We start from the raw sequence: 22,571 nt of genomic DNA, 5'->3' as shown, positions 1-22,571 counted from the left end.
GAGTAAATATATCAAATATATCTACCCTTGTCAATATATAATTAGTCGATTCTTACTGCAGATGGCTCAATAGTCACACCAGGACCCATTGTGCTTGAAACTGTTACACTCTTGAAGTAAGTTCCTTTAGCTGAAGCAGGTTTCGCCTTAACTAATGCATCATGTAATGCATTGAAGTTTTCTACTAATTTGTCTGTACCGAATGAGACACGACCGATAGTAGCGTGAACAATACCAGATTTTTCAGCGCGGTATTCTACTTTACCAGCTTTAATTTCTTCAACTGCTTTTTTAACATCCATAGTTACAGTACCCGTCTTAGGGTTTGGCATTAAACCTTTTGGTCCTAATACGCGACCTAGTTTACCAACTTCACCCATCATGTCAGGCGTTGCAACGATTACGTCAAAATCAAACCAACCACCGTTGATTTTTTGTGCAAGTTCAGCCTCACCTACGTAGTCTGCTCCTGCTTCTTCAGCTTCTTTAATTTTGTCGCCTTTAGCGAATACTAATACACGTTGTGTCTTACCTGTTCCGTTAGGTAAAACCATCGCACCACGAATTTGTTGGTCGTTTTTACGTGTATCAATACCTAGGCGGAAAGCTACATCTACTGATGCATCAAAGTTAGCAATGCTTGTTTCTTGAGCAAGTTTTACTGCTTCTTCGATTGAGTAAGTAGATTCTTGATCGAATTTCTCTAGCGCTGCTAGATACTTTTTACTTCTCTTAGCCATTATATATCCTCCTTGTGGTTATAGCGGGTTAACCTCCCACATTGTACCAATACTAATTTTAAAATTTATTATCCTTCTACAGTGAAGCCCATGCTTCGTGCTGTACCTTCGACCATACGCATAGCCGCTTCTACGTCAGCTGCGTTTAAGTCTTCCATCTTCGTTTCAGCAATTTCACGAACTTGATCTTTAGTTACTGTTGCCACTTTAGTTTTGTTTGGCTCTCCAGAACCTTTTTCAACTTTAGCTGCTTTTTTAAGTAATACAGCCGCAGGTGGAGTTTTAGTAATGAAAGTGAATGAACGGTCTTCATATACTGAAATCTCTACTGGAATAAGTAAACCAGCCTGATCTTGCGTTTGTGCGTTAAATTCTTTTGTGAATCCCATGATGTTAATACCTGCCTGACCTAATGCTGGCCCAACTGGTGGTGCAGGAGTTGCTTTACCTGCAGGGATTTGTAACTTAACAACGTTGATAACTTTTTTAGCCACGATGTCAACCTCCTCTTTATCGTGATGTGGTCACAGGATGTTAAAATTTCATCCTCCCACTCGCATTCTTTATAAAAAAAGATGGTCGTAATTTACGACCATATTATAATACCATATTAAACTTTAGAGTTCAAACGTTTTAGTTATGTTTTTCAATTTGATCGTATTCAACTTCAACTGGAGTTTCACGACCAAATAACTCAACAAGAACTGTCAGTTTAAATTTCTCTTTGTCGATGTAATCAATGACGCCTTCTTGATTTTTGAAAGGTCCATCGATAATCGTAACGTGTTCACCAAGTTCAACGTCGAAATCTACTGTACGCTCATTCATACCCATTGAACGTAAGATAAATTTCATTTCGTCTGGTAATAGTGGATTCGGTTTAGAACCAGCACCCTGTGAACCTACGAAACCTGTTACCCCAGGTGTATTCCGTACGACATACCATGATTCATCCGTCATCAGCATTTCAACTAATACATATCCTGGGAAAGTTTTCTTCTTTTGAACTTTCTTTTTACCGTCTTTAAAAGTCGTTTCTTCCTCTTCAGGAACGACGACGCGGAATATTTGATCTTGCATGTTCATAGACTCAAGCCTAGCAAGCAAGTTCTCGTTTACTTTGTTTTCATATCCAGAGTACGTATGAATTGCATACCACTGTTTCTCTTCGGACATCTAACCGCTCCTTTAATATTATACTTTGTCTATTAAGAAAGTGATGCCTAGGTCTATTGCATAGAAAAAGAATAAGAAAAAGACTACTGTAACTACTACAATCGTCGTGTAATTCACTACTTCCTTACCTGTTGGCCAACTTACTTTTTTCATCTCGCTAACTACATTAGCAAAAAAGTTTTTATCATTATTCATTGGAAATTATCCTCCTACCTCATATAGAGCTCTTATGAGTAGTATGACGGTTGCACGTCTTACAATATTTTTTAACTACTAATCTTGTGGAGAGTGAACCTTCCACTCTATAATTTCTGTTGCCACATTCACTGCAAATAAGCGCGACCTTCACATCGTTGCCTCATTTCAATTCTTATTTACTATACCGATTAGAAAGCGGTTTGTCAATAAACCCAAGACTTAAGTTTCTTCTGATTTATTCGGTATACCGTGTTTTTTATGGACTTTTCACTACGTTTAAACTGCGATGCAATTTCTCTAACGCTGAAACCCTTCTCTATATATGCATGTACTTCACTTTCAAACTCAGAAAGTGGTACGGATTTATAAAAGTTTCCTTTAAAGTCTTCTAATATAAGATTACCATACGTTCGGTATTCTGCCATCTCATCTCTTCTAGATTCGAGAACGCCTTCATGAAACACTTCGTTCTTCGTTTGCTCAAAGTTTCTCTTCCAATAATTCATGAGTTCAAAATACACACTTCTAAGACAATAGTTTTCAAAGTTACCAACAGCGGCTTCATATCTTTTACAAAGCTGAATCGTAAACTCCATCATCGCTTGCTCCATATCTTCTCTAGTGTGTGGGTCAAAAGTGTGTCTATATGTCATCTTTCGAACGTTCGGACGGATCACCTTGTCAATTTCATCAAACTTTTCTAAATTGCCGTTCTTAACGTCTAGTGCATACTGGTTTAGTTTCGCCTTCTCTCTGATAAGATACACGATTTTTCTTATAAAATACATGAAACCACCTCTTGTTTTTAAATCCATCATAAGTAGTACACATGTATTTTACAAATCAGTCAGTAGAGGCCACGACGCAGTTTCTCAAGTTTTAAAAGCGTTTCTTCATCAATGTCTAGTTTCGTCTTAGGGATTTTTCGATTATTAATAAAAACCTCTTCCGAAATATTTTTTTCAGCATAATCGAGTTCAATCCACATTTCTCTAGAAGACATGCGATACGCTCCGTAAGAAAATATTGCGTTTTGTTCAGGTAGGTCAGACGTGACTACCGTAATATCTGTTAAGTGAGGATGATACGTGTTGTAAACAAAACGTTCGATGTATTCATCTGCCGTTTCTTTTTCTTTAGTAAAAATAACCTTGATATCATAAAAGTCATATTCTGTTTCTTTAGACCTCACTTCGTACGCATCAAACACACAGAGTATTTCATACTTTGATACTGCTGCGAATTCACTAAGAACGCTCAACAATTCTTCGCGTGCGAGCTCTAAACTATTCAGGCTGTCTTGAAATAGTCGTTCTTTCGCACCGATCAAGTTATATCCGTCTACTAACAGTATATTTCTCTTCTTTCGCACTGTTATTCACCTACCGGATTTTGCTTACGATACACCTCATACATGAGTAAAGCTGCAGATACACTCGCGTTTAAACTCGTGATCTTACCAACCATCGGAATCGATACTGTGAAGTCACATTTTTCTAAAGTCTTCTTAGAAATGCCTTCCCCTTCACTACCGATGATGAGTAGCGTGTTGACGTCTGCTGGATAACCACGATAGTCCATGTCTGCGTGTTGGTTCGTACCAACCGTCCAAAACCCCGCTTCTTTCAACTTATCAATCGTTTGGTTTACGTTTGTCACACGACACACAGGCACATATTCTATCGCTCCCGTAGATGTACGTGCAACCGTTTCAGTCACTTGAACACTACGTCGATTTGGAATAATGACTGCGTCAAATCCAGTTGCATCTGCCGTTCTAAGAATAGACCCTAAGTTATGCGGATCTTCTAATCCATCTAATAAAATAAAGTTCGCGCGTTTACCGCTGAACGCCTCAATCAATGTCTCTAAAGATGTGTAGTCATACGCACTGAGAAGAGCAATCACACCTTGGTGTCTTTCCTTTGTATGTTCTTCTAATTTATTTTTCGGTACTTTCTGAACGACAACACGTTCTTTTTTCGCCAATTTCATTATTTCTTTTAGTTGTTCCATTTGTGCAGTATCTTGTATGAGAATCTTGTTGATATCCCTAGATCCTTTTAACGCCTCACGTACAGCATTTCTTCCAACTACAACTGATTCAGTCACATGCTTCACCCCAATTTATATATTTCTTTCATTATTTCTTCGATTCGTTCATGTTTACCAGACAAATATAACTCCCCAATGAGCGCTTCCATGCCTGTCGCATTGCGATACTCTTTAATCGATGCGTTCTTAGCTCTCGTCGCGCTGGATTTATTGCGCGCTTTTCTCGCGATATCCCACTCTTCCTCAGTGATAAATCCCGCTTCACGAAGCGTAAGTAGCGCGTGGGATTGACCCTTCGCGCTAACTAATGCATTCGCTTCCCTATGTGCAACATCAGCTCTAATAGTTGGAGTCTCTTCTATAATATTCCTTCTAATATACGTGCCATATACCGCATCACCAAGATATGCTTTCGTTAAGTCGTGTACGTCTATATTACCCACGACGGAATCTCACTCCGTCTTTTGTATCTTCTAAGATGATACCTTCAATTGTTAGATAATCACGAATTTCATCTGCTCGCTCGAAGTTCTTTTCTTTACGTGCAATTTCTCTTTCTTCAATTAAGCGCTCAATTTCTTCATCAATTAGTACTTCAATTGTGTTTAACTCAATGCCAAGCACTGATGTGTATACGTCATATGCATCAATATAACGCTGCAAGACTACTTTATTCGTCGTCGGTTTTCTTAGGTAACGGTTCAATCCGCTTGCAAGATCGTGCCATGCACTCACTGCGTTCGCTGTGTTGAAGTCATCATCCATGTAGCGTTCGAAATCTTTTAAGTTATTTTCAACGAAGTCCAGTTCATACTGATCGACTTCCGTTGAAATCGCACCTTTAAGACGCTCTTTGGCATCTTTAATGGCATTTTCGATACGGAATAGTCCTTGTTTCGCACTTTCAATCAGCTCTAAGTTGTAGTTGATTGGACTTCTGTAATGTACTGAAAGCATGAAAAACCGTAAGACGTTCGGGTTAACTTCTTTGATGATGTCATGTACTAGGATAAAGTTCCCGAGTGACTTAGACATCTTTTCGTTGTCGATATTGATGTACCCGTTATGCATCCAGTAGTTTGCGAATGTCTTATCTGTACGACACTCACTCTGTGCAATTTCATTTTCATGGTGAGGGAATGTTAAATCTTGCCCACCCGCATGGATATCAATCGTATCACCAAGATGGCGTCTCGCCATTACTGAGCACTCAATGTGCCAGCCTGGACGACCGTCTCCCCATGGTGAATCCCACTTAATTTCACCGTCTTTTGCTGCTTTCCATAATACGAAATCAAGTGGGTCTTGCTTCTTCTCACCTTGAGCGATACGTGCGCCGACTTTTAAGTCATCGATCGATTGATGAGAAAGCTCACCATAGTTTTCGAAAGAACGGGTCTTAAAGTAGACGTCACCATCCGCTTCGTATGCGTGACCTTTATCGATTAAAACTTTAATGAAGTCTATGATGTCATCCATGTGATCCATAACACGTGGATGCACTGTTGCGCGCTTAACGTTCAATGCCCCCGTATCTTCGAAATACGCTTCAATAAAACGCTCTGCGATTTCAGGGACAGTCTTTCCGAGCTCTTTGGAAGCTTTAATTAATTTATCGTCAACATCTGTAAAGTTAGAGACAAAGTTTACGTCGTATCCTTTGTATTCGAGGTAGCGCCTCACCGTGTCAAATGCGATCGCTGGTCTTGCGTTACCGATGTGAATGTAGTTATACACAGTAGGACCGCAGACATACATCGAAACTTTACCCTCTTCTAGCGGCTTAAACTCTTCCTTTTGTCTTGTTAGCGTATTATATATGTGAACCATGGTTAACTTCGTTCCTTTCTGCTTGTTTTAACTCTTGTAATTCGCGTTCTACCTCTAGTATTTTAGTTAAAATTGGATCTGGTAAGTTTCTGTGCTCAAAGTCTTGTTTAGGTACACGTTTCCCGTTCTGCCTCACGATGTGACCTGGAATACCAACCACTGTTGAATATTCTGGAACATTTTTTAAGACAACGGAGTTCGCCCCAACATTTGAGCCTTCACCAATTCTAATATTGCCGAGTACTTTAGCACCTGTTGCAATGAGTACGTTGTTCTCAATATCCGGATGACGTTTGCCACACTCTTTACCTGTACCACCTAAAGTAACCCCTTGGTAAATCGTTACGTCATCACCAATTGTTGTCGTTTCACCGATGACGATACCCATTCCGTGGTCAATAAATAATCGTCTCCCGATTTTTGCACCCGGGTGAATTTCGATTCCTGTAAAAAATCTTGTGACCTGACTGATCACTCTCGCCGTTATAAATAATTTCTTTTTGTAAAACCAATGTGCGATTAAGTGCATCCACACTGCATGTAATCCTGAGCTTGTTAAGAACACAAGCCACTTACCTGTTGCTGCTGGATCGACTTCACAGACCATTGTTAGATCTTCTCTTATACGCTTAAACATTGTTCCTCCTTAATTAAACTCTCTAAATGTTGGTACTAAAAAGCACCTCTGCCCGTAGATTCGGACAGAGGTGCTTCGCACGGTTCCACTCTGAAGTTTAGCTTTTATATTTAAATTATACTGCAAAGGGCAATTTTCTACTTAGTTTTGTTGCCCTCACACCAACCGGACAATCGCTGATTTACAAACTAAATAAATACTAAATCTTTGCAGAGTGATTATACACCAACTCGTGCGTCTCTTTCAACAGTTCTGTTTAGGCTAATGCTTTAACGCGATCGAGCACTTTGTCTTTTCCAATCAGTGAAATTGCGTTGGGAAGTTCTGGACCTTTTGTCTCTCCAGTAATTGCTACACGGATTGGCATAAATAGATTTTTACCTTTAATGCCTGTCTCTTTTTGAACTTCCTTGATTGCTTTCTTGATTGCTTCTGGTGAAAAGTCTTCTAATGTTTCGAACTTCGTATATAGCGCAGTCATTAACTCAGGTACCTGTTCACCTTTCAGTATATCTTCCGCATCTTCATCAAACTCAATTTCGTCGTTAAAGAATTGCTCAGAAAGCTTCGTAATTTCTGCAGCGTAACTCATCTGTGGTTGATATAACTTTACAAGTTCGCGTGCCCAGCCCTTAACTTCTTCAGAAGGATTCTCTTCAATCATACCCTCTTTAATTAAGAATGGTAGGGCCATCTCAAAGACAGTTTCTGAATCTTTTTGCTTCATGTACTGATTATTTACCCACTCAAGTTTCACCTTATCAAAGAACGCTGGTGCTTTTGATAAACGGTTTTCATCGAATAACTTGACGAACTCCTCTTTAGAGAAAATCTCTTCTTCTCCTCCTGGAGTCCAACCGAGAAGTGCAATGAAGTTGAATAGAGCTTCTGGTAAATAGCCCAGTGCTTTGTAGTCTTCAATAAATTGGAGTATTCCGCTGTCACGCTTAGATAATTTCTTACGTTCTTCATTAACGATTAACGTCATGTGACCAAATTTAGGCTCTTCCCAACCCAATGCCTCGTACACCATTTGTTGACGTGGTGTATTTGAAATGTGGTCATCTCCACGTAATACGTGTGAAATTTCCATAAAGTGGTCATCCACTACAACCGCAAAGTTGTATGTTGGCATGCCGTCTTTTTTAACGATGACCCAGTCACCGATACCGTTTGAGTCGAATGACACATCACCTTTTACGATGTCTTTGAATGTGTAAGTCTTATCTTTTGGAACACGGATACGAATCGCTGGTTCACGACCTTCTGCAATAAACGCGTCCTCTTCTTCTTTAGTTAAGTTCGCGTGTTTCCCAGAATACATTGGTTGTACTCCACGTGCTAATTGCTCTTCACGTTCAGCTTCTAACTCTTCAGCTGTCATGTAGCAACGGTATGCTTTGTCTTCATCTAATAATTGTTGAACGAGCGGGTCATATATATGACGACGTTCAGATTGTCTATAAGGACCGTAGTCTCCACCAACGTCTACGGACTCATCCCATTCAAGGCCGAGCCATTTAAGGTAATCAAGTTGTGATTTTTCCCCTTCTTCGACATGACGCTCTTTGTCTGTATCTTCAATGCGGATGATAAAGTCTCCATCGTAGTGACGTGCAAATAGGTAATTAAATAGCGCACTACGTGCATTTCCGATGTGTAAAAATCCTGTTGGACTTGGTGCGTATCTTACTCTTACTTTACTCATTTTGTACCTTCTTTCTTTTTTAACAACACAACTGCCTCTGACGCGATGCCCTCTTGCCGTCCAGTAAATCCTAATTGTTCAGTTGTCGTTGCTTTTACGTTCACATTGCCAATATCTGTCTTGAGTAAACGCGCGATGTTTTCACGCATTTCATCGATAATCGGTCTAAATTTTGGACGCTCTGCCATAATGACTGCGTCAACATTGCCGATTTCATATCCTAATTCACCCATTTTTTCAATTACTTCAGATAAAAGGATTGCTGAATCTATGTCTTTATATTTTTCATCTGTATCTGGGAAAAACTTCCCGATATCTCCGAGTGCTAAAGCTCCTAAGATCGCATCTGTTATAGTGTGAAGTAATACATCTGCATCTGAGTGCCCTGCGAGACCAAACGGATGGTCAATTGTAATACCACCGATAATTAACGGCCTGTCTTCCACGAGTTTATGAACATCAAAACCATGTCCAATGCGCATCTCATTCGCTCCCTAACAATATATTTAATACTGCGAGATCTTCTCTTGTTGTAACTTTGAGATTATTATAATTCGATTCTACGACGTGAACTTTTTTTCCTAGTGCTTCCACCATCATTGAATCATCAGTCACAATTAAGTTTTTCTCGCGTGCATTTTGATATGCATCCATTAATAAATTATAACAAAAAGCTTGAGGTGTATGAACTTCGAATGTGGAACTTCTATCAATTGTTTCTGTAACGACACCATCCACAACTGTTTTTAACGTACTCTTCACAGGCACGCCGCATATGACTGCATCTTTTTCCATTAAAGCTGTCTTTATCCGTTTCAAAGTCTCTCTGTCTAAAAGTGGTCGCGCACCGTCATGTACCATGATGTGTGTTGCATCTTTTACATGCACGAGTGCATTGTAAATTGAGTCTTGTCGCTCTTTCCCACCTTCATAGATCCCTTTCACCTTTTTAAACGATGAGAGGATTTTTCTGAGATCGTCGATCTCATCTTTACTTGCAGCAAGGTGAATCTCTTTACAATCTGGGTCGTTCTCGAATATCGCGACTGTATGATAGATGATCGACTGACCGTAAACTTCATGAAGAACCTTGTTATAACCAAGTTCCATACGCTTCCCCATGCCTGCTGCCGGAATTACTACTGAATAATTCATTTAATTCGCCAACTTTGTAAATATTATACGTCCAGAGTTTGTCTGGAGTATTGAAGTGACTTGCACTTTTTGTAACTCATTGATATATTCATCCGCTTCGTCCACAACGACCATCGTTCCGTCTTCTAGATAACCGACACCTTGACCTTTCTCTTTACCCGACTTCGTGATGAGGATTTTAAATACATCCCCTTGGGTCAACATGAGCTTCAGTGATTCTTGTAGCTCATTGACGTTCAACACTTTTATGTCATGCACTTGAGCCACACGGTTTAAGTTGTAGTCTGTCGTAATGATTGACGCACCAATGTCGTTCGCAAGTTCAATCAATTGATGGTCAACATCTAGCTTGTCATACTTTACTGGTTGTACACTTACGTCTTCACTTTCAGACCTTAGTTGATTTAATACATCTAAACCACGCTGACCTTTTTCACGCTTCACATGATCTGTCGAATCTGCGATGAGTTGGAGTTCATCTAACACAAATTGTGGAATGATAATTTCTCCTTCTAAGAATCCCGTGTTTAATACGTCCAATATTCGTCCATCAATGATTGCACTCGTGTCTACGAGTTTTTTAACAGATACTGTTTGTGCCGTCTTCGGTGATTTTTGGAATAGTTCAAGCACTTCGCCAAATTTCTTAAGCCCAACTTGAAATCCTAAGTATCCAAGTATTACCGCGGAAATAATCGGGAAAATTTCATTGACTACTGGAATGTCTAATGTATTAATTAATAAAGTAAGTAAAACAGCCACCAACAATCCAAACAACATTCCAATTGATGCAAAGAATATTTCCGAAATATTTCGTCCTAATACTTTCTTTTCTAATTTCTCCACTTGTGTCTTAAGCCAAGGAATGCTCCAGGCGGTCGCCGCTAAAAAGATGAGTCCGCCCACGGCACCATATACAAATACATTTCCGATGACTTTCGGTAATTTGATATCCGTCATACTAATGAGTTCAGGGAATAACCAAATACCTATAGACATACCGAGAAGAAAGTAGACAACTGTGAGCAATGCTCTTAACATACTGCCACCTTCTTTATATTAATTTTAATTAATCACTTTCATCATTTCTCTGAGTGTTTTCACACCGATAACTTCTAGTCCTTCTGGAATCTCAATCCCATACATGTTGGATTTAGGGATGATTGCTCGTTTAAATCCTAACTTCGCTGCTTCAATCAATCTGTTTTCAATCTTCGTCACACGTCTAATTTCACCTGTTAACCCTACTTCACCTATGAAGCAGTCTTCACCGCGCAACTCTTTACCTTTAAACGAAGATGCAATCGACATGATAATCGATAAATCGACTGCTGGCTCATCGAGCTTCACGCCACCTGCAACTTTTACGTAAGCGTCGTGTTGTTGCATCAGCATGCCTTCTGACTTTTCAAGCACTGCCATTAATAGAGATAATCTGTTGTGGTCAATACCGCTTGACATGCGTCTTGGGTTATGGAAATGCGTCGGTGTCACGAGTGCTTGCACTTCAACGAGCATCGCACGTGTCCCTTCCATTGTAGCAACGATTGCGCTGCCCGGTGCATTCTTTGACCGCTCTTCTAGGAATACTTCTGATGGGTTCAACACTTCTTCGAGTCCGCTTGATTTCATCTCAAAGATTCCCATCTCATTTGTAGAACCAAATCTGTTTTTGACCGCACGCAAAATTCGGTATGTATGATGTTGGTCCCCTTCGAAATAAAGAACAGTATCTACCATGTGTTCTAAGAGTCTTGGACCCGCAATTTGTCCGTCTTTCGTAACGTGTCCAACGATGAATGTTGCGATGTTTTGCCCTTTGGCAATGTTCATTAAGCTTTGCGTACACTCTCTTACTTGTGATACGCTACCTGGCGCACTTGTTACGTCTGGATGATAGATTGTTTGAATAGAATCAATAATTAAGAAGTCGGGTTCTGTCTTGTTGATTGTGTCTTGAATATAGAATAGGTTCGTCTCAGCAAAAACGCTTAAATTCGACGTTTCCTTAGTAATGCGATCTGCGCGCATCTTGATCTGTTCAAGTGATTCTTCTCCTGAGACGTAGAGAACGTTGTGATTTTTCGCTAAAGTGAGTGCTGTTTGAAGTAGGATTGTCGATTTTCCAATACCAGGATCTCCCCCTATTAAAATGAGTGATCCATCTACAATTCCGCCACCAAGCACACGGTCGAATTCTCCCATATGGGTTTTTGTGCGCGGTGTATCCTTCTTTTTCACTTCTGAAAGTTTCGTCGCTTTACTAGGTGTCGCTTCATTTTTACCTAAAGTTCCACGTACCTTCGCAGTTTCCTTGCGAACAATGGATTCTTCCATCTGATTCCACGCACCACAGCTTGGACATTTACCGTACCATTTTGGTGATTCAAAACCACATGCTAAACATTCAAATACTGTTTTCGCTTTTGCCATTTACGCATAATCCTCCGAGCAAAGTTTTGTAATCTAATTATATAAGTTTATCTCTTACATTTAAAGCAATCAATGAAAAAACAGGTTCATTGAAGGACCGTGTTCTCTCAGCTTTAATTTATTATTAAAAAAGCCCGTTGGTAATTTTATTACCAACGGGCCTAAGTGTTTCATGCAACACTTAATGAATGACTTAAGCTTCTGTCTCTTTTAGTACTGGTTGTTCTGTCGTACTTACTACGAACTCGTCGTCTTTATAGTCTACTGTAACGAGTTTGCCATGTAAATCTTCTCCGCGAAGGATTGATTCACTTAGGTTGTCTTCAATATTCTTCTGGATACTTCTCGCAAGTGGTCTTGCTCCAAATTCTTTGTCGTATCCGTCTTCCGCGAGTTGTTTCTTCGCTGAGTCTGTCACCGTGAAGTGAATATTTTGATCTTTTAATCTCTCTGCTAATTCATTTATCATAAGAGTTACAATTTCTTCTAAGTGTGATTTTTCTAGGCTGTGGAACACAATGATGTCATCTACACGGTTGATAAATTCAGGTCTGAACGTATTTTTCAGCTCTTTCATCATCGTGCTACGTATGTTCTCATAGTCTTCTTTTTCTTCATCGTTACTTCCGAATCCTACGAACTTGTTGTCGCGAAGTTCTGTCGCACCCACGTTTGACGTCATTACAATGACTGTGTTTCTGAAATCTACAGTGCGTCCTGTCGCGTCTGTTAAACGACCATCATCTAATACTTGTAACAGCATGTTAAACACATCTGGGTGTGCTTTTTCAATTTCGTCAAACAGGATAAGTGAATACGGTTTACGTCTCACTTGTTCGGTTAACTGACCGCCCTCGTCGTATCCAACGTATCCTGGGGGTGATCCTACAAGTCGTGATACACTGTGTTTTTCCATATACTCAGACATATCTACTCTGATCATAGCGTCATCTTCACCAAAAAGTGCTTCAGATAATGCTTTAGCGAGCTCTGTTTTACCTACACCCGTTGGCCCTAAGAAGATAAAGCTACCGATTGGTTTCTCAGGATCTTTCAGTCCTGCACGTGCACGACGTACTGCTTTAGAAATAGATTCTACTGCCTCATTTTGTCCAATGACTCTTTCATGCAGAATACTTTCTAAATTTAATAGTCGCTCTGATTCTTCTTCAGCAATCTTAGAAAGTGGAATGCCTGTCATTTTAGAAATCACAAGCTCGATATCCGATCTCTTCACTTCTTGTTTCGCACCAGACTGCTCATTCTTCCAGTCATTTTGACGCGCTTCGATTTCTTTTTCAAGTTTCGATTGGTCGTCACGATATTTAGCTGCCGCTTCAAACTCTTGCGCTTGAACTGCTGCATCTTTTTCTTTCTTCACTGTCTCTAACTGGTTTTCTAAATCTTTTAAGTCAGGTGGAGATGTGTAATTTCTAAGTCGTACTTTAGATGACGCCTCATCAATTAAGTCAATCGCTTTGTCTGGTAAAAATCTATCTTGAACGTATCTTGTAGACATTGTCGCTGCTGCTTCTAACGCCTCATCTGTAATTGTGATTCCATGGTGCGCTTCATATCTATCACGCAGTCCTTGTAGGATTAAAATTGTGTCTTGTACAGATGGTTCTTTAACTATAATTGGTTGGAAACGACGTTCTAACGCTGCATCTTTCTCGATATGTTTTCTGTATTCATCTAAAGTCGTTGCACCAATAACTTGCACATCACCACGAGATAACGCTGGTTTCAGAATGTTTGATGCGTCGACTGAACCTTCAGCACCACCTGCACCAATTAACGTATGCATTTCGTCAATAAACAGGATGACATTCTTAGATTGTCTAATTTCATCCATCACTTTCTTCATGCGCTCTTCGAACTCACCCCGATATTTCGTACCAGCGACAACCGTCCCCATGTCCAATGACATTACACGTTTGTCTTTAAGAGTTGCGGGCACTTCATTTCTCACGATTGCTTGTGCAAGCCCTTCAGCTACTGCTGTCTTACCCACTCCTGGCTCACCAATTAATACAGGGTTATTTTTCGTTCTACGAGATAAAATCTCAATCACACGAGTGATTTCTTCTGAACGACCGATTACCGGATCCAGTTGACCATCACGTGCTACTTGCGTTAAGTCGCGCGCAAGTGAATCAAGTGTTGGTGTTTCAGATTGCTCTTTCTCACCTTTACGTTGATAAGCTTCGGGGTTTCCGAGCATGCGGATCACCGCTGCACGCGCTCTCGTAATATTGAGTCCTGCCGCTGCAAGAACTCGTGAAGCTACTCCTTCAGACTCTCTAATTAAACCGAGTAGGATATGTTCAGTGCCTACAAAGTTATGGTGGAGTTTACGTGCTTCGTCCATCGATAATTCGATGACGCGTTTTGCACGTGGCGTGTAATGTAAGCTCGTTGGCATTTCAGTACCTTCAGTGATGAGCTTGAATACACCGTCGCGAATTTGTTCTTCAGTAATATCAAATGACTGTAGAACTTTTGCAGCAATTCCTTCTTGTTCTTTAACAAGACCAAGCAATATATGTTCTGTTCCAATATTTGAATGTTTTAGAGCAATTGCTTCTTCTTGAGCAAATGCAAGCACGCGTTGTGCGCGCTCAGTTAATTTTCCAAATAACATATTATTCATTACCTCCCAGTAATTCTTTTAGTAATATCGCACGTTCACGATTTTCCGCTTCTTCTAGGCTTGTATATTGTAAATTCTTATCTTCAATTCGTTTTCTAATGAATGCATGTTGGATTACGCACATCCATCTCTGGAAATGGAAGTGGTCGACTTCCAAGATTTTCATATCCACACCGTATTTCACATTCGATAAATGTTCCGCGGCTTCCTCTAAAGACATCTTCTGAGCATATTTCAATAATCCATATGATCGGAAGACAAAGTCTCGGACGGACAATGCTCTATTATGATAAAACCACTGTCTCGTCTTCTCTTCCTCATTTACGATCTGATTCTTGATGTCTTTTAAGTTTTCTAGAATCGTGTATTCATCTACACCGAGCGTCACCTGGTTAGATAGTTGGTAGATCTCACCGAGTGGTGCGCTGCCCTCACCATAAATACCGCGAAGTGTATAACCCATGCGCGTTAAAGCATCCATGATACGCTTAATACGGCGATTCTTTGTGAGTGCCGGTAAATGTAACATGACACTTGCTCGAAGTCCAGTTCCGACGTTTGTGGGGCATGCTGTCTGATATCCGTAATCTGTGTCAAAAGCATACTCAACGCTCTTTTCTAATTTATCATCGAGGGTGCTCGCTGTCTTATAAAGTTCTTCCAACGACTTATCCGTGTCGACGACTTGGATTCTGATGTGATCTTCTTCGCCTATCATGATGGACGTGTGTTTATCTTCTGATAAAATCAGGCGCACGCCTTGTTTTAAAAAGCGTGGGCTGATGAGAAACTCTTCCACCAAGAGTGCTTTTTCTAAGATATTGTATTCACTCATGTCTAGATTCTTGAAGTCAATGAATGTTTCACTGACTACATCAGCTAGTTTTTCCAATTCTTCAGTAGAATTTAACATATGTGGAAACGCAAGTCCTTCAATATTACGTGCGAGTCTGATACGTGATGACATCACGATTGGTGTGCTTGTTTTCTCGTCTAACCATGTATCTGTCATGCCGTCACACTCCCTTCAGCGCCTTGATTTCATCTCTCACTACTGCTGCTTCTTCGAAATCTTGCGTCTCGATAAGCGTAGTGAGTTTCTGTTCAAGTCGTTCAATGCGCTTTTTCGTTTCAACACGCCCAGTATGTGACTCTGGAATTTTTCCTTTGTGTTCTTGTTGGAGATGTTGAACTCTGCGTACGATTTTTGGCACTTCATTTTTGAATGTGTTATAACAATCTGGACAACCAAAGAGCCCTTTTTCTGCTATAGATGTGAGTGTTGAGCCACATGTTTGGCATGATACTGTTGTTTTAAATTGTCCCATCATGCTGTTTAATAATTGATTTACATTAAAGTTATCTTGATCTTTCTCTAAGAACACTTCGTTTGCACATACATCACATAAAAACATTTCTTTATTGCCTTCAATCGTTTTTACTGACATATGTAATGTCGCTTCACGTTCCTTACATCTTTCACAGAGCATGGTGGTCACTCCTCATATAAAATTACCTCTATTATTTTCTTTAGGATTTGCGCACGTACGATGTCTCGTTCTGGTAAACCAATCATCAGAGTCTCACGTGCAATTACTGTATCGATGATTTTAGCTTCCCGGAACGAAATGACGTCAGCATCATACATCGACTGAATGATGTGCATTGCGTTCGTTTGGCTGAGGCCGTCACCGATTAGGTTCAGTAGGTGCTCGAGATAATCTGCTTTCTTGTGCGTCTCAATCTTCGTGATACGAATATAACCACCACCACCGCGTTTACTTTCAACAACATAACCAAGTTCATTCGTAAATCTTGTCTTAATTACATAGTTCAGCTGCGAGGGTACACAATCAAACTTTTCAGCGATCTGAGCACGCTTGATTTCAACGACTTCGTTATGGGATTCTGCAATCTTTTGTTTTAAATACTGCTCAATAATATCCGACATATTTCGCATACTTACACCTCTTTTTTGACCTTCTTTGACTTTATTGTACAATCTTGACCATTTTTAATCAAATAAGATGTTTTCAATAACGAGTTAAAAACCATTATAAAAATACATGTAAGCACTTTACACGGTATTATGAAAGACTTATAATGAAGTGTATTATTAATTTCCTTATGAGGTGAACCAATGAATATTTTATGGGGGATAATTGGTATTTTAGTCACTTTTGGACTTGCATGGATTGCATCTACCGACCGCAAGCTTGCATTCTCTAAGTGGAAAAATATCGCCCTACTTATCGTCTTACAAATTGTATTTACGTGGATAATTTTTGCTACGACAATTGGACAAACTGTTGTTGAAAAACTAGCATTCGTATTTGGCAAATTACTTGAGCACGCAGGTGTCGGTGTCGCATTTGTATTTGGACCTATGGTATCAGTAGACGAAGGCGGATTCGCTTTTGTTTTCTTCTTTAATGTATTACTTCCAATTATCGTTATTTCAGCATTAATTGGTATCCTACAATACCTTAGAATACTACCATTAATCATCCATGGTTTAGGTCTAGTATTATCTAAAATCACTGGTATGGCATTTATCGAGTCTTACAACGGAGCAGCTTCAATGTTCTTAGGTCAGTCTGAAGTATTTATTTCACTGAAAAACCAAATTCCGTTACTTGGTGAAAAACGTCTTTATACATTATCAGCACAAGCGATGAGCTCGATTTCATTATCAATGGTTGCAGCGTACATGACGCTTCTAGAACCACAATATGTTATCGCAGCAATCGTACTTAACCTATTGAGTGTATACATCATCGTACATATCATCAACCCATACACAGTACCTGCGGAAGAAAACTACACGGCTGAAGAAAATAACCCTGATAAAGGTAAATCATTCTTCCAAATTCTTGGTGATTATATCACTCAAGGTGGGATTATTGCAGTAATCGTAGGTGCAATGTTAATCGGATTTATTGCGCTAATTTCGATTCTTAACAACCTATTCTTACTCATCCCAGGTTTAGAATTATCATTCCAAGACATCCTAGGATATATCTTTATGCCAATCGCATTCGTAATGGGTATTCCATGGGCTGAAGCACAACAAGCTGGTCTTTTAATGGCTACAAAACTTGTAACAAATGAATTCGTAGCAATGGAAAACTTCCAATCAATTAAAGAAGGCTTATCACCTAGAACTCAAGCAATGGTCTCTGTATTCTTAGTATCATTCGCTAACTTCGGTTCTATCGGTATCATCGTTGGTACTGTAAAAGGACTTCACGATGCTTCTGGTAATATGATCGCGAAATTCGGTATGAAACTTGTTTATGGTGCAACACTTGTATCTATTCTAAGTGCTGTAATCATCGGTTTCTTCGTAAGCTAACATTCAACGTCTCTCTTTTATGAGAGGCGTTTTATTATCTTATCTTTTATTTTTTACAACATGCGGCATACGGTACACTATTTTAATAGGAGTGATCTTGTTGTTAACAATACAAAATGAACCGAAGAGAGAAGCGTATAACGCGCTAATCGACTTCGCTTTTGATATATGTGAAGAGTTCCAGTTGGTCGTTCGCACAGATATTTTACAGTATAAGGATAGCTTCCTTGATTTAAATGATTGGTTCGGGGATGCGTTCGTGGAAGTACACGAGCAGCACGAGTGGCCATCCACTAACCTTTTTGATGACACTGCAAAAGTCTATTACTTTAAGACGACGGATGAGGCGAAACGTGTGTTAAAGGAAAATGCGGAAAGCATGTTTGAATGGATACATCCAGAGTTACCTGAAGATCTTTGCTTCTTTAAAGATGGTGAAGCGTGGCTGTCTTCATCTAGCGAACTCAAGGAGTTGTATGTATATCCTACCAGCGTCAATGAAATACACGCATTGAAGAACATTGATGGTTTAAAGGTTCTAGATATTCAGTTCTAACAGAAAAAGCGAGTTGGTAAATTACCAACTCGCTTTTTTTACGCCTGGAATCTGCCCTTTATGAGCAAGTTCTCTAAATTTAATTCTTGAAAGACCAAAGTCACGCATCACGCCACGTGGTCTACCCGTTACTTGGCAACGGTTCGTCAAACGTGTTGGTGATGAATCTCTCGGTAATTTCGCGAGTCCTTCATAATCACCTTGTGCTTTTAACTCCGTACGAAGTTCACGGAACTCTTCTACCAACCTTTGTCTTTTTATCTCTTTAGCAACTTTTGATTTCTTAGCCATAAATCCTCCTTAATCGTAATTATTACGTTTTATAATTATAACAGGTGACTATAATATTTCAAGATAATATGCTCAAAAAATGCTATAATAAATAGTATTCAAAAAGAGGTGTATATAAATGTCAATACGAACTAAAGTTGCACAACTTGCTGGGCGTTCAGTTAAAACAGCACTTAAATTAACTACTGGCGGTGGCTCAAGCTTACCAGGAAAAGTCGCTCACAGCATTAGCCCAAACATCATAAACGATCTCGCAAAAAATTATGATGTTGTGATTATTACCGGTACGAACGGGAAGACTCTGACAACAACACTTACATATAATATTCTTTCAAAAATTTTCAATAATGTGATTACAAATAGAGCTGGTTCTAACATGACCCAAGGAATCGTCGGTGCATTCTTAGATGCTAAGAAAACTAAGGAACGTAGCATCGCAGTCATTGAAGTAGATGAGGGCAGTCTAAACAAAGTGGTTAAAGCACTTGACCCGAAACTTATCGTACATACGAATCTATTTGACGACCAAACCGATCGTTACGGTGACACAAAAGCGGCATATCAGTTGCTCGTTGAGGCAGCGAATAAAGCTCCAAACGCAAAAATTTTGGCGAACGGCGACCTACCATTATTTAATTCAATAAATCTCATAAACGAAGTTGAATACTTTGGATTACTACCTAACTTAACTGATGAGACAGTCCGAATTGCGTGTCCAAAGTGTGGTGGTAAGCTCGATTACCATACACGCACATACTCAGAGCTTGGGGATTACGAGTGTTCATCATGTGGAGTTAAGCGTCCTGAACTGAAATATTCAGTGAGTGAAATTACGAAATCAGATCTTTCGAGCTCAACGTTCACGATAGACGACGAATCATTCACTATACCGATTGCAGGCATTTACAATATCTATAATGCACTTGCAGCATATGCGGTTGCGAAAAACTTTGGCGTAGAATCAGAAGTGATTAGAAATAGCCTTCAGACAACAGAGCGCGTTTTCGGTAGACAAGAAATTATCCCTTTAAACGATAAGACAGCTATCCTGAACGTGGTTAAAAATCCAGTTGGACTAAACCAGGTCATTGACTTAATTAAAAAAAATAAAGACCCGATGACATTTGTTGCAATTCTGAACAACCGACCAGCGGATGGTGTGGATTTGTCTTGGCTAATAGACGGAGACTTTGAAAAACTCGCAAAAATGGAAATTGAAGAAGTGTTAACAGGTGGAATCCGAGCAGATCGCATGACAGAAACATTAGTCGAAGCAGGATTCGAACGACACACAATCGACGAATTCGAAACATTAGAAGCACTCGTGAATCGCATCACACAAGCTAAACACAAAAACATACAGATCATCGCAACTTACACCGCGATGCTCGAGTTAAGAAAAGTACTTAAAGAAAAAGGATTGTTGAAATAGTGTTGATAGATTAAGATTTTTGACAAACGTCTTTTGAAGCACGTTTCCTGAATGGGGAACGTGCTTTTTTGTAGACATCATGGCTTACATTACTTTTATTAATAAGGTAATGTTACTTATCAACTGCGAATGATACTTATAAATATGGATTCACGAAATTAACCTCAATAAGTATTCAGTATTTCACTTTACATCTTTTATCAGATCATTTAATTTCAAATTGTTGGATAACATGATTCAAGTTAACCCCAAACAAAAAAGACAACTCGCAGGAGTTGTCTCATAATAATGGGCCTAGGTAGACTCGAACTACCGACCTCACGCTTATCAGGCGTGCGCTCTAACCAACTGAGCTATAGGCCCTTAAAAAATAAAATGGAGCGGAAGACGGGATTCGAACCCGCGACCCCCACCTTGGCAAGGTGGTGTTCTACCACTGAACTACTTCCGCAAATATGCCGGCCAGAGGACTTGAACCCCCAACCTACTGATTACAAGTCAGTTGCTCTACCAATTGAGCTAGGCCGGCTAATAAATTTATGTATAAATATGAATGGAGAATGGCGGGCTCGAACCACCGACCCCTTGCTTGTCGAGCAAGTGCTCTCCCAGCTGAGCTAATCCTCCTCGTCAATAACAATATTCATAGTACTACATATTCATGTACTCGTCAAGATGATTTTGCATTTTCCTACAATTCTTATAAATAAAGAAGTCATTCAATAAATTGAATGACTCCGCATAATATTAATCCCTCTTTTGTCCGAATAGGCGTACGCATTGAATGAGTAAAAAAACAATACAACTGTAATAATGATACTCTTCGGCGTCAATGAGACAAAAGTCATATAATCCACCCTAACGGTGTCTCATGTAAGGGAATAAAAGTACATCTCTGATAGATGACGCGTCTGTTAAGAGCATCACTAATCTGTCGATACCAATTCCAAGTCCACCTGTTGGTGGTAAACCGTATTCTAATGCTTCGATGAATTCGTCGTCCATTTCGTGGGCTTCGTCGTTACCTTCAGCTGCTTCTTCTACCTGTTGTTGGAAGCGTGCTTTCTGATCGATTGGGTCATTTAACTCAGTAAATGCATTCGCATGTTCACGACGTACGATAAATAATTCGAAACGATCCGTGAATCTTGGGTCTTCTGGGTTTTTCTTAGATAATGGTGATACTTCTACTGGGTGACCAAATACAAATGTTGGTTGCACTAAGTGCTCTTCTACTTTTTGTTCGAAGAATTCGTTTAATACATGACCAAATGTGCTGTGGAATTCGTCCACTTCAACACCGTGTTCTTTCGCAAGTTTAAGCGCTTCTTCATCAGATAAGTCTTGGAAGAAGTCCACACCAGTATATTCTTTAACAATTTCAGCCATGTGAACGCGGCGCCATCTTGGTTCTAAATGAATTTCTTCGCCTTCATACTGTATTGTCGTTGAACCTAAAATTTCTTTTGCAACGTGTGCGATAAGCTCTTCAGTTAAGTCCATAATATCTTCATAGTCAGCATATGCTTCGTATAACTCAAGCATCGTGAACTCAGGGTTGTGACGCGTAGATACACCTTCATTACGAAATACACGACCAATTTCATAGACCTTGTCCATGCCACCGACAACGAGGCGCTTTAAGTGAAGTTCTAATGCGATACGCATGAATAGGTCCGCATCTAATGCGTTGTGATGAGTAACGAATGGTCTTGCTTGAGCACCACCTGCAATCTGGTGCATCATTGGTGTTTCAACTTCTAAGAATCCTTTAGTGTCTAAATATTTACGTATTTCTGTAATGATTTTGCTGCGTAAGATAAAGCGCTCCTTAGACTCTTCATTAGTTAATAAATCTAAATAACGTTTTCTATAGCGCTCTTCTATATCTTGAAGACCCGCGTGCTTGTCTGGAAGTGGACGTAATGCTTTCGTCAAATGAGTGTATTCAGTTGCTTTAACCGAAAGTTCTCCAGTGTTTGTCTTGAACATTACACCTTTGATTCCAACAATATCTCCAAGGTCAGATTGGTTCCAGATTTCAAAAGCTTCTTCTCCAATTTTATCTTTACGAACGTAGATTTGGATTTGTCCGTCTACGTCTTGGATGTGTGCGAAACCAGCTTTCCCTTTACCACGCTTAGTCATAATACGACCCGCGATTGTTACGCTTGATTCATCTTCTTTTTCTGCTAATTCCTCTTTAGAAAATTCATCCCATTTTTCAATTAGTTCATTAGATGTGGCTGTCGTTACAAATTTTTGTCCAAATGGATCTTGGCCTTTTTCAGCAATGTCCGTCATTTTTTGGCGGCGCACTGCCAATTGGTCTGTTAACTCTTCAGTCATTCA

General features: G+C 39.7%; 25 protein-coding genes and 4 tRNA genes. 3 read left to right on the top strand and 26 right to left on the bottom strand.

Going from position 1 to position 22,571, the window contains the following annotated elements; all coding sequences use genetic code 11:
* Positions 1-41: 41 nt before the first annotated feature.
* The 20 genes from rplA to H9D55_RS00860 form a co-directional block, all read right to left on the bottom strand.
* Positions 42-740, bottom strand: coding sequence for a 50S ribosomal protein L1 (gene rplA / locus H9D55_RS00955; protein ID WP_186076031.1), 699 nt, complete (start codon positions 738-740; stop codon positions 42-44).
* 68 nt (positions 741-808) lie between these two features.
* Complete coding sequence (gene rplK, locus H9D55_RS00950; protein WP_186076030.1) at positions 809-1,234, bottom strand: 50S ribosomal protein L11; 426 nt, start codon at positions 1,232-1,234, stop codon at positions 809-811.
* A gap of 139 nt (positions 1,235-1,373) precedes the next feature.
* Positions 1,374-1,916, bottom strand: a complete 543-nt coding sequence (gene nusG / locus H9D55_RS00945; RefSeq protein ID WP_186076028.1) for a transcription termination/antitermination protein NusG — start codon at positions 1,914-1,916, stop codon at positions 1,374-1,376.
* An 18-nt stretch (positions 1,917-1,934) separates the two neighbouring features.
* Positions 1,935-2,111 (bottom strand): preprotein translocase subunit SecE, encoded by a 177-nt coding sequence (secE, locus tag H9D55_RS00940; protein WP_186076026.1) that lies wholly within the window; start codon positions 2,109-2,111, stop codon positions 1,935-1,937.
* A 19-nt stretch (positions 2,112-2,130) separates the two neighbouring features.
* The gene (gene rpmG, locus H9D55_RS00935; protein WP_186076024.1) at positions 2,131-2,265 is read right to left on the bottom strand and encodes a 50S ribosomal protein L33; all 135 of its coding nucleotides are present in this window, start codon (positions 2,263-2,265) and stop codon (positions 2,131-2,133) included.
* A 52-nt stretch (positions 2,266-2,317) separates the two neighbouring features.
* Positions 2,318-2,902, bottom strand: a complete 585-nt coding sequence (locus H9D55_RS00930) for a sigma-70 RNA polymerase sigma factor region 4 domain-containing protein (protein WP_186076022.1) — start codon at positions 2,900-2,902, stop codon at positions 2,318-2,320.
* Between the two features lie 59 nt (positions 2,903-2,961).
* A complete protein-coding gene (locus H9D55_RS00925; RefSeq protein ID WP_186076020.1) occupies positions 2,962-3,486 on the bottom strand; it encodes an NYN domain-containing protein in 525 nt (174 codons plus the stop codon).
* Between the two features lie 2 nt (positions 3,487-3,488).
* Positions 3,489-4,226, bottom strand: a complete 738-nt coding sequence (rlmB, locus tag H9D55_RS00920; RefSeq protein ID WP_186076018.1) for a 23S rRNA (guanosine(2251)-2'-O)-methyltransferase RlmB — start codon at positions 4,224-4,226, stop codon at positions 3,489-3,491.
* 5 nt (positions 4,227-4,231) lie between these two features.
* Positions 4,232-4,612, bottom strand: a complete 381-nt coding sequence (locus H9D55_RS00915; protein WP_235963072.1) for a Mini-ribonuclease 3 — start codon at positions 4,610-4,612, stop codon at positions 4,232-4,234.
* The gene (cysS, locus tag H9D55_RS00910) at positions 4,605-5,999 is read right to left on the bottom strand and encodes a cysteine--tRNA ligase (RefSeq protein ID WP_186076016.1); all 1,395 of its coding nucleotides are present in this window, start codon (positions 5,997-5,999) and stop codon (positions 4,605-4,607) included. The genes H9D55_RS00915 and cysS overlap by 8 nt, the downstream gene beginning before the upstream one ends.
* Complete coding sequence (gene cysE / locus H9D55_RS00905) at positions 5,983-6,636, bottom strand: serine O-acetyltransferase (protein WP_186076015.1); 654 nt, start codon at positions 6,634-6,636, stop codon at positions 5,983-5,985. The genes cysS and cysE overlap by 17 nt, the downstream gene beginning before the upstream one ends.
* Positions 6,637-6,892: 256 nt before the next feature.
* On the bottom strand, positions 6,893-8,344 hold the full coding sequence (gene gltX, locus H9D55_RS00900; protein ID WP_186076014.1) for a glutamate--tRNA ligase: 1,452 nt from the start codon (positions 8,342-8,344) through the stop codon (positions 6,893-6,895).
* Positions 8,341-8,826 carry a 2-C-methyl-D-erythritol 2,4-cyclodiphosphate synthase gene (gene ispF / locus H9D55_RS00895; RefSeq protein ID WP_186076012.1) on the bottom strand — a complete coding sequence of 162 codons (486 nt, stop codon included), beginning with the start codon at positions 8,824-8,826 and terminating at the stop codon, positions 8,341-8,343. The genes gltX and ispF overlap by 4 nt, the downstream gene beginning before the upstream one ends.
* A gap of 1 nt (position 8,827) precedes the next feature.
* Positions 8,828-9,499: a 2-C-methyl-D-erythritol 4-phosphate cytidylyltransferase gene (gene ispD, locus H9D55_RS00890; RefSeq protein WP_186076010.1), complete on the bottom strand. Its 672-nt coding sequence runs from the start codon at positions 9,497-9,499 to the stop codon at positions 8,828-8,830.
* Entirely contained in the window at positions 9,500-10,540 is a 1,041-nt protein-coding gene (locus H9D55_RS00885) for a PIN/TRAM domain-containing protein (protein ID WP_186076008.1), read from the bottom strand.
* A 24-nt stretch (positions 10,541-10,564) separates the two neighbouring features.
* The gene (gene radA, locus H9D55_RS00880; RefSeq protein WP_186076006.1) at positions 10,565-11,932 is read right to left on the bottom strand and encodes a DNA repair protein RadA; all 1,368 of its coding nucleotides are present in this window, start codon (positions 11,930-11,932) and stop codon (positions 10,565-10,567) included.
* A 193-nt stretch (positions 11,933-12,125) separates the two neighbouring features.
* Complete coding sequence (locus H9D55_RS00875) at positions 12,126-14,576, bottom strand: ATP-dependent Clp protease ATP-binding subunit (RefSeq protein WP_186076004.1); 2,451 nt, start codon at positions 14,574-14,576, stop codon at positions 12,126-12,128.
* 1 nt (position 14,577) lies between these two features.
* Entirely contained in the window at positions 14,578-15,597 is a 1,020-nt protein-coding gene (locus H9D55_RS00870) for a hypothetical protein (protein WP_186076002.1), read from the bottom strand.
* A gap of 4 nt (positions 15,598-15,601) precedes the next feature.
* Positions 15,602-16,075, bottom strand: a complete 474-nt coding sequence (locus H9D55_RS00865; protein ID WP_186076000.1) for a UvrB/UvrC motif-containing protein — start codon at positions 16,073-16,075, stop codon at positions 15,602-15,604.
* 5 nt (positions 16,076-16,080) lie between these two features.
* Complete coding sequence (locus H9D55_RS00860; RefSeq protein ID WP_186075998.1) at positions 16,081-16,545, bottom strand: CtsR family transcriptional regulator; 465 nt, start codon at positions 16,543-16,545, stop codon at positions 16,081-16,083.
* A gap of 180 nt (positions 16,546-16,725) precedes the next feature.
* Here H9D55_RS00860 and H9D55_RS00855 point away from each other — a divergent pair, with 180 nt between their 5' ends.
* Positions 16,726-17,940, top strand: a complete 1,215-nt coding sequence (locus H9D55_RS00855) for a NupC/NupG family nucleoside CNT transporter (protein WP_186075996.1) — start codon at positions 16,726-16,728, stop codon at positions 17,938-17,940.
* A gap of 100 nt (positions 17,941-18,040) precedes the next feature.
* Positions 18,041-18,496, top strand: a complete 456-nt coding sequence (locus H9D55_RS00850; protein ID WP_186075994.1) for a stage III sporulation protein AH — start codon at positions 18,041-18,043, stop codon at positions 18,494-18,496.
* Positions 18,497-18,517: 21 nt separating this feature from the next.
* On the opposite strand, the gene rpsN is transcribed toward H9D55_RS00850, so the two are convergent.
* Entirely contained in the window at positions 18,518-18,787 is a 270-nt protein-coding gene (gene rpsN, locus H9D55_RS00845; RefSeq protein WP_186075992.1) for a 30S ribosomal protein S14, read from the bottom strand.
* Positions 18,788-18,905: 118 nt separating this feature from the next.
* Between rpsN and H9D55_RS00840 the strand changes: the two genes are divergently transcribed.
* Positions 18,906-20,219, top strand: a complete 1,314-nt coding sequence (locus H9D55_RS00840) for a Mur ligase family protein (RefSeq protein WP_186075990.1) — start codon at positions 18,906-18,908, stop codon at positions 20,217-20,219.
* 289 nt (positions 20,220-20,508) lie between these two features.
* On the opposite strand, the gene H9D55_RS00835 is transcribed toward H9D55_RS00840, so the two are convergent.
* The 5 genes from H9D55_RS00835 to lysS all read right to left on the bottom strand — a co-directional run bounded on the left by H9D55_RS00835 (position 20,509) and on the right by lysS (position 22,568).
* Positions 20,509-20,582 (bottom strand) — tRNA-Ile (locus H9D55_RS00835).
* Positions 20,583-20,595: 13 nt separating this feature from the next.
* Positions 20,596-20,670, bottom strand: a tRNA-Gly gene (locus tag H9D55_RS00830).
* 5 nt (positions 20,671-20,675) lie between these two features.
* Positions 20,676-20,748: transfer RNA gene (locus H9D55_RS00825), tRNA-Thr, on the bottom strand.
* 25 nt (positions 20,749-20,773) lie between these two features.
* Positions 20,774-20,846, bottom strand: a tRNA-Val gene (locus tag H9D55_RS00820).
* A gap of 231 nt (positions 20,847-21,077) precedes the next feature.
* Entirely contained in the window at positions 21,078-22,568 is a 1,491-nt protein-coding gene (lysS, locus tag H9D55_RS00815) for a lysine--tRNA ligase (RefSeq protein ID WP_186075988.1), read from the bottom strand.
* Positions 22,569-22,571: the final 3 nt, after the last annotated feature.

The organism is Phocicoccus pinnipedialis (assembly GCF_903994035.1).
Lineage (GTDB): Bacteria > Bacillota > Bacilli > Staphylococcales > Salinicoccaceae > Phocicoccus > Phocicoccus pinnipedialis.
This window is presented reverse-complemented; position numbering and strand designations above follow the sequence as displayed.